Origin of the sequence: Brevibacillus sp. MCWH (assembly GCF_013096935.1) — a bacterium.
GTDB lineage: Bacteria > Bacillota > Bacilli > Brevibacillales > Brevibacillaceae > Brevibacillus > Brevibacillus aydinogluensis.
Window position 1 is genome coordinate 1 of the sequence record NZ_SDLF01000037.1, and the last position, 7,740, is coordinate 7,740.

Annotated in this window: 10 protein-coding genes; all 10 read left to right on the top strand. The window is 41.3% G+C overall.

Translation table 11 applies throughout. The features are described from left to right. On the top strand, positions 1-620 hold a 620-nt coding region (locus ETC00_RS18890; protein ID WP_171567619.1), incomplete at its 5' end, for a terminase small subunit. Beyond that, complete coding sequence (locus ETC00_RS18895; protein WP_216369583.1) at positions 604-1,890, top strand: PBSX family phage terminase large subunit; 1,287 nt, start codon at positions 604-606, stop codon at positions 1,888-1,890. The genes ETC00_RS18890 and ETC00_RS18895, both read left to right, overlap by 17 nt. Positions 1,891-1,908: 18 nt before the next feature. Then, a complete protein-coding gene (locus ETC00_RS18900) occupies positions 1,909-3,267 on the top strand; it encodes a phage portal protein (RefSeq protein ID WP_216369584.1) in 1,359 nt (452 codons plus the stop codon). 329 nt (positions 3,268-3,596) lie between these two features. Continuing rightward, the gene (locus ETC00_RS18905; RefSeq protein ID WP_171567621.1) at positions 3,597-4,295 is read left to right on the top strand and encodes a DUF4355 domain-containing protein; all 699 of its coding nucleotides are present in this window, start codon (positions 3,597-3,599) and stop codon (positions 4,293-4,295) included. A gap of 14 nt (positions 4,296-4,309) precedes the next feature. Continuing rightward, the gene (locus tag ETC00_RS18910; protein ID WP_171567622.1) at positions 4,310-5,176 is read left to right on the top strand and encodes a phage major capsid protein; all 867 of its coding nucleotides are present in this window, start codon (positions 4,310-4,312) and stop codon (positions 5,174-5,176) included. Positions 5,177-5,248: 72 nt separating this feature from the next. After that, positions 5,249-6,139, top strand: a complete 891-nt coding sequence (locus tag ETC00_RS18915) for a GIY-YIG nuclease family protein (protein WP_171567623.1) — start codon at positions 5,249-5,251, stop codon at positions 6,137-6,139. Positions 6,140-6,177: 38 nt separating this feature from the next. Then, complete coding sequence (locus ETC00_RS18920) at positions 6,178-6,330, top strand: DUF7302 family protein (protein WP_171567624.1); 153 nt, start codon at positions 6,178-6,180, stop codon at positions 6,328-6,330. Then, positions 6,327-7,226 carry a phage minor head protein gene (locus tag ETC00_RS18925; protein WP_171567625.1) on the top strand — a complete coding sequence of 300 codons (900 nt, stop codon included), beginning with the start codon at positions 6,327-6,329 and terminating at the stop codon, positions 7,224-7,226. Before ETC00_RS18920 ends, ETC00_RS18925 begins: the two co-directional genes overlap by 4 nt. Then, positions 7,223-7,426, top strand: coding sequence for a hypothetical protein (locus ETC00_RS18930; RefSeq protein WP_171567626.1), 204 nt, complete (start codon positions 7,223-7,225; stop codon positions 7,424-7,426). The genes ETC00_RS18925 and ETC00_RS18930 overlap by 4 nt, the downstream gene beginning before the upstream one ends. A gap of 12 nt (positions 7,427-7,438) precedes the next feature. After that, a partial coding sequence (locus ETC00_RS18935) for a head-tail connector protein (RefSeq protein ID WP_171567627.1) occupies positions 7,439-7,740 on the top strand: 302 nt, incomplete at its 3' end.

Consider the following 7,740-nt stretch of genomic DNA (forward strand, 5'->3'; position numbering starts at 1 on the left):
ACAATGAATTAACCGAGAAACAGCGGCTTTTTTGCATTTATTACGTAAAGAGTTTTAATGCTACACAAGCGGCAATCAAAGCAGGATACGCTCCAGAAAGCGCACATGTTGAGGGTAGTCGATTGCTAAGAAATGCTAAGGTTGCGGCAGAAATCAAGCGTATCAAAAAAGAAATGACAAATGGAGTTTTTATTGAAGCAATGGATGTATTACAAAAATACATCAAAATCGCTTTTGCTGATATTACTGATTTTGTTACGTTTGGTAAGAAAGAAATCACAATCGGTGAAGATGAAGAAGGAAATCCAATTACAAGGATGGTCAACTTTGTTGATTTTAAAGACTCTCACACGATTGATGGAACCATCATTACAGAAGTAAAACAAGGTAAAGACGGCGTGTCTATTAAGCTAGCCGACAAGATGAAGGCACTTGAAAAACTGTCGTTGTATTTCGATTTGTTCCCGGATAATTTCAAACGGAAGATCGAAGAAGAAAAACTCAAAATTGCTCATCATAAAGTGTTTGGGCCAGATGAGCAAGAAGAATTTGAAGATGACGGCTTCCTAGAAGCGTTAAATGGCAAGATCGAAGAGGTGTGGGATGATGAAGAAGCTTAAGCCCGCTCCTTTTTATTTTAAGCCATTTTCCAAGAAGCAACTCAAGGTGTTGACTTGGTGGCGCAAAGGTTCGCCAGTCAGCGACAAAGACGGCATCATATGCGACGGTTCCATTCGTGCTGGAAAAACCGTTGTGATGTCGCTTTCTTACGTCATGTGGGCGATGGATACCTTTAACGAGCAAAACTTCGGTATGGCAGGAAAGACGATCGGAGCATTGCGCCGAAACGTCATTACACCGCTCAAGCGGATGCTGAAATCGAGAGGATACAAGGTCAAAGATCATCGAGCAGATAACTATTTGACGATCACATTTAAAGGGAAAACAAACTATTTCTACCTGTTTGGCGGAAAAGACGAATCATCACAAGATCTCATTCAAGGGATTACACTTGCCGGGATGTTCTTTGACGAAGTAGCGCTCATGCCAGAGTCATTCGTCAACCAAGCAACCGCTCGTTGTTCGGTTGATGGAGCAAAGTTATGGTTCAACTGCAACCCAGCAGGACCGTATCATTGGTTTAAGGTCGAATACTTGGATAAACTCGACGAAAAAAACTTGCTCCATTTACATTTTACGATGGATGACAATTTATCGCTGTCCGAGCGGGTAAAAGAACGCTACAAGAGAATGTATAAAGGTATTTTCTATCAACGATACATTCTCGGTTTATGGGTGCTTGCGGAAGGGATTATCTACGATATGTTTAACAAAGACGAGCATGTCGTACCAACCGAGCCAAGACCTTATGAAAAGTACTATGTATCATGCGACTACGGAACACAAAACCCGACGACATTCGGCTTGTGGGGATATTACAACGGTATATGGTACAAGGTGAAAGAGTATCACTACGATGGTCGGAAAGAAAACAAGCAGAAAACAGACCAAGAGTATTATGAGGACTTGGTCAATTTTATTGCCGATATTGAGAAATATCGCTTTAAAGGTGTAATTGTCGACCCATCAGCCGCTTCATTTATCGCGTTATTGCGTCAGAAAGGAATCAAAGTCATCAAAGCTAAAAACGATGTACTAGACGGCATACGGAATGTGGCAACAGCACTAAACAAAAAGATGATTCTCTACAACGACTGCTGTAAAGAAACGTTCCGTGAGTATAGTTCTTATGTATGGGATGAAAAAGCGGCGGAGCGGGGTGAGGATAAGCCGGTCAAACAAAACGACCATCACATGGATGGTGACCGCTACTTTGTAAATACGGTGCTATTCGGCAACAAAGCCCGTGCGGTACCGTCATTGTACTAACGAAAGGGAGGTGAAACCGTGCGTTCAACGGTACAGTTATCTGTTTCCGAAGTTACGTCAGATATTATTAAGAAGATACTTGAATGGCACAAACCACACCGTGAAGCCATGTTAGGGCTATACAACCGCTATTTAGGTAGCGGATTGCCAATACAAAGTCGAACACTGCCAGACCCGAAAAAGCCAAACAACAAAATCCCAAACGATTACAGGGGATACATTATCAATCAAATCGTCGGCTACCTTTGGGGACAGCCGATTTCTTATAGTTTAGATACACGAAAGTATGAAGAAACAAAAGTGAAAGAGAACCAAGAGCGCATTTCCCGTTTCACTACCTTAAACACTATTGATGACCTAGATGGTGAAACAGGAAAACTTATGAGCATTTGCGGATACGCCGCTCGTTTGTTATACATCGACAAAAACGGCGAAGAGCGAGCGATGAACATCTTTCCTTGGGAAGCCATTTTCATTGAAGATGGCGGTGAGATTACACACGCTATCCGCTATTACACAGTAAAAGACCTTAATAACAACGAATATATGAAGGTCGAATGGTACGATAGCAAAAACGTCACATTCTTTATCGAGGATGATGGCGTTTTTATTATGGATTCAGAAGGTAGTCAACCTCATCTATTCGATTATGTGCCGCTTATCCGCTTCCAAAACAACGATGAAGAACAAGGGGATTTTGAAAAAGTCGAAGCGCTCATCGACGCATATGACAAAATCATTAGCGATTCAGTCAACGAGATTGAGACATTTGCTAATGCGTATATGGGCTTCAAAGGTGTACAAATTGACCAAGAAACCATCGAGAAGATGAAGCAGACAGGCGGTATTGAAATCGGCGAAAATGGCGATGTGTATTTCATTACCAAGAACATCAATGACACATTCGTTGAAAACCAAAAGAAAACTCTAAACGAAAACATCCATAAATTTTCCGCTAGTGTCGATATGTCTGACGAAAAATTCAGCGGCGGTGCTCAAACAGGAGAAAGTCGTAAATGGAAATTGATTGCGCTTGAGAACAAAGCGGGAACGAAAGCAATGAAGTTTGGCAAAGGGCTTCGCGAACAATTCAAGGTGCTTTGCAGTGCGTGGAAGAAGAAAAACATCGACATTGACTATCTCGACATCTTTTGGGAATTCAAACGAAATATTCCGATTGACCTTTCTTATGTAGCAGAATATGCGTCGAAGTTGAAAGGAATTCATAGCGATCATACGTTATTGTCACAAATTCCTTACATTGATGATGTTGCATATGAAAAAGAACTCATGCGACAGGAAAAAGAGGATATGATTGACCTAGATTCGTTTACGGATGACACCGAAACACAAGAACAAGAGGAGGTAAATCAATGAACTTTGGACAGGCGTTAGAAGCGTTGAAACGAGGTGTATTTTATGTGTAACAAAGAAGAAGACATAGTTTGGATGTTTATTACCGTTATGTTTTTTATTGGTGTTATATTTAGCGCTACTGGTATTGGATATTTGATTTATAAATTGCTTACTTGGATTTTTTAAGGAGCCTAACCATTCGGTTAAGGCTTTTAGTGAGAACGAACTCAAATGAGGGCGTTCTTTTTTATTTGCTTTCTTGTCCTGAGTAAGACGTTAAACTGCTCGAACAAAAACAGGACTTTGCAGGGGCTTATGCAACTGCGAAGGACGAAGGAGGAAATGAACAGATGGAAATCAATAAACAACCGTTCTATAAATCATTACTGCCATACCGTCTCGACCTTCAATTCTTTGCAGAAGGTGGAGATGGCGGCGATGGTGGAGACGGCAACCAACCAGCGGGAGATGGAGGACAGCCAGACGGCGGACAAGGCAACGCACAAGGGTTGCAATTAACACTTGATGCGGTGCAACAGTTCGTGAACCAAAATGACGAAGCGAAAAAGTGGTTGCAATCACTTACGGATTCACGTGTGACAGAAGCGATTAAGACCTACGAGAAAAAGACGCTTCCTAAAAAACTAGAGGAAGAGATTGCAAAACGTTATCCGCCAGAAACACCAGAGCAAAAACAGCTAAGGGAGTTACAGCAAAAGCTCGAGCAAATCGAGCAAGAAAAGATTCGCGAATCGCTACGCAATAAAGCTTTATCTGTTGCGACTGAAAAACAATTGCCGACAAAACTCGTTGACTTCTTCATCGGTCAAGATGAGGACACGACACTTAAAAACCTTTCTGTTTTAGAAGAAGTATTTTCAGCTGCTGTACAAAAAGCGGTAGAGGAGCGGTTCAAAGACGGCGGACGCAATCCAAAACCGTCTAATCCAGATGGAAAGCCGCTCACAAAAGAAATGATTGAGAAAATGACACCAGAAGAGATTAACGCAAATTGGGAACAAATTGAAAAATTCTTACAAGGAAAATAGGAGGATGATGTAACATGGCAATTAACAACTTTATCCCTACAATTTGGAGCGCACGTTTGCTACAAAACTTACAAAAAACATTGGTTTACGGTCAAGCGGCGGTTATTAACCGTGACTATGAAGGAGAAATCCGTGCATATGGTGATACGGTAAAAATCAACAACATTGGTCGTATTTCCGTTGGTGATTACACGAAAAACACCAACATGCCAGATCCAGAAACACTAACCGACGAAACACGTACACTTGTCATCGATCAAGCGAAATTCTTTAACTTCCAAGTCGATGATGTAGATAAAATCCAACAAAATCCAAAGCTCATGGATGAAGCGATGCGTGAAGCCGCTTATGCGTTGCGTAATGCCGCTGACCAATTTATCGCATCTCACTACACTGACGCATATCACCAAATCGGTAACGACGCTACACCAGTCGAACCAACGAAAAATGATGCATACGAATACCTTGTTGACTTATCCGTCAAATTGGATGAAGCGGATATTCCAGAGCAAGGCCGCTTTGTTATTGTTCCGCCGTGGTATGAAGGGTTAATGCTAAAAGACGACCGCTTTGTTAAAACAGGTAGCTTACCTGCGGAAGATCGTCTAGTAAACGGTGTAATTGGACGTGCCGCTGGATTCCTTGTTTTAAAATCCAACAACGTACCAAAAGTGACAGGACAAGGAGTAGTTGAAAACTACAAAATCATTGCAGGTCATAACATCGCATGGTCTTTCGCTGAACAAGTAAACCAAGTCGAAGCATACCGTCCAGAAAAACGTTTTGCGGATGCTGTTAAAGGCCTTCATTTATACGGTGCCCGCGTGACAAGACCTGGAGCGTTAGCTGTCTTGAGTGCGAAACGTCCTGCAAACGCATAATCTTTATGGGTGTAAAGTAGTTTGACCGAATGCCCGTTCTGTTGTATAATATTTACAAGGGGGTATTCGGTCATGACTATGGGTGTCTATTTAATTAGGAATAAGGTGAATAGGAAAGTTTATGTCGGTTCTTCCATTAGGATTGAGGAAAGATGGGAAGATCACATCAGAGAACTAAACGGAAATAGACATAACAATAGATACCTGCTTCACGCATGGCAAAAGTATGGTCAGGAAAATTTCTCTTTCGAAATAATTGAAACAACTGACGACGAATCATCGTTGATTGATTTGGAGCAGAAATGGATTGACTACTATCGTTCTTATGAGCGAGATAAAGGTTATAATTTAAGCCCAAGTGCTTATAACATACTTGGTTACAGATTTACAGAAGAACAAAGAAAACGTGTTTCCGAAGCGTTAAAAGGCAAAAGGAAAAGCGAAGAACACAGAAAGAAATTGTGGATGAACAGGAAAGTAACAGAAGAACAAAGAAGATTCATGTCCGAACTAGGCAAAAGGTGCAAAGGCAGAAAAATCGTAGGTGACCATAGCAGAAAGAAATCAGAAGCACAGAGAGGTTCAAAAAACCCAAGTGCTAAATATACAGAAGAACAAGTAATTGCGATAAGGAGAGATTTAGCTAATCACCTTCCTATGCATGTGATTGCTGAAAAACATAACGTTAGCTATCACTTTATTTACCGTATCCTTAAAAATATGTCTTGGACACATGTCCGATTAAATGAAGAATCCGAAAGAAAAATCCAACAATATAACGGAAGAATAGCAACAACCGGCCGTTCAAATCCAAACGCTAAATTAGACGAAGAAAAAGTAAGGCAAATTAAACAACTTCTTTCTGAAGGTGTACCTCAAGCAAAAATAGCGGAAATGTTTAATGTCGGCAAAAGTACAATAGTTAGCATAAGTACAGGAAAAACATGGAGCCACGTGGTTTAACGAGGCTCTTTTTTATTTTGTATTAGGAGGTGTCTAACATGTGGCTTGAAAACAAGAAAACAGGTTTGAAATGGTTTATTGTGAATGAGGACCATGCGAAACGACTGTTGAAAAGTGGTGACTTTGAGAAGGTCGAAGTAGAGGAAAAGAAACCACAGAAAAAAGCGCCTGCCAAACGTGATGAAGCATGAACCTTGAGAAAATCCAATCACTCATTGAGCAACTCACAAACAAGCTTGTCAAACAAAGCGAACGGGAGATTGTGAAGCGATACGCCACTTTATTAACTGAAATTCGTTTAGAGTTAGCGAAACTCTATGAGAAATACGAGATTGACGGAAAACTCACATACGCAGAGATGGCGAAATACGACCGCTTACGCAAGTTTATCGAGTATATCGACTATTTACTCAAGACGCTTTACAAAGACGTGAGAAAGACCGTTTATGACGTTCTAGGCGAATCGTATTTAGATGGATACTACTTAACCGCTTGGGCGGTAGAAACCGATACATTGAGCCGCTTGAGCTATTCTGTTGTGCGACCAGAAGTCATTACAGCTATGATTGAAAATCCGATTACAGGACTTACCCTGTCACAGCGGTTGGAAAAGAATCGGGCGGCCATCATCTACACGATACAGCAGGAAATCACACAAGGTCTAGTGAAAGGCGAAACGTACAAACAAATGGCGACACGAATTAAAGATGCGCTTGAAAATGACGCAACAAAAGCGATGCGGATAGTACGCACAGAGGCGCATCGGGCGGTTGAGACAGGGAAGTTGCAGGCCGCTGAACATGCTCATAAAAACGGTGTCATTATGGTGAAAGAATGGAACAGTATGCAGGACCAACGGGTTCGTGACCGACATAAGCATTTAGACGGCACAAAAATTCCGGTAGACGAAGAATTTAAAATCGGAAGTGACCGAGCAAAAGCGCCTGGATTGTTTAGTTTGCCCCAAAACAGTATTAATTGTCGTTGTTATCTTTCTTTTTCTGTCGAGAGAATAGAAAAAGTTGATGCTAAAGAACTTGAGGGAATGGCTTTTGAAACTTGGAAGAGGGAGCGGTTGAAAAGATGAAAGCGCATGAACAATTGGAATTGGAAATGGCGATTGACCAAACGAAAAAGATGTTGCCGATTTATCGAGAACACGCAAAAGCGGTATCACAAGTGTTGAAATCTTATTATGATGAACTTATCGCCGCTGGTTTTACAGAAGCGCAAGCACTAGAAATCGTTAAAAGTCATGGCGTTTATACCGGAGGAACACCTCGATAGGTGGTGGATGGAATGACATTAGATGAATTAAAAATCCGTTTAAAAATCCCTATCGAGGACACGTCACAAGACGCATATCTACAAAACGTTTTAGACGATGCAATTGACTATGTGAAGCAATACTGCCGCCAATCGTTTGACGAAGGATTGTCGCCAAACGTAAAGCAAGCGGTTGCTAAGTTGGTCAAAGCGTACCAAGAAAACAGCAATGTTGCTTCTCAATCATTAGGCGACATGAGTAAATCATTTTTCGAAGGCGGCACAATGAACGAAGTACACCGCTTGCTTGCTCCATATCGAAAGTTGCTGTTTAT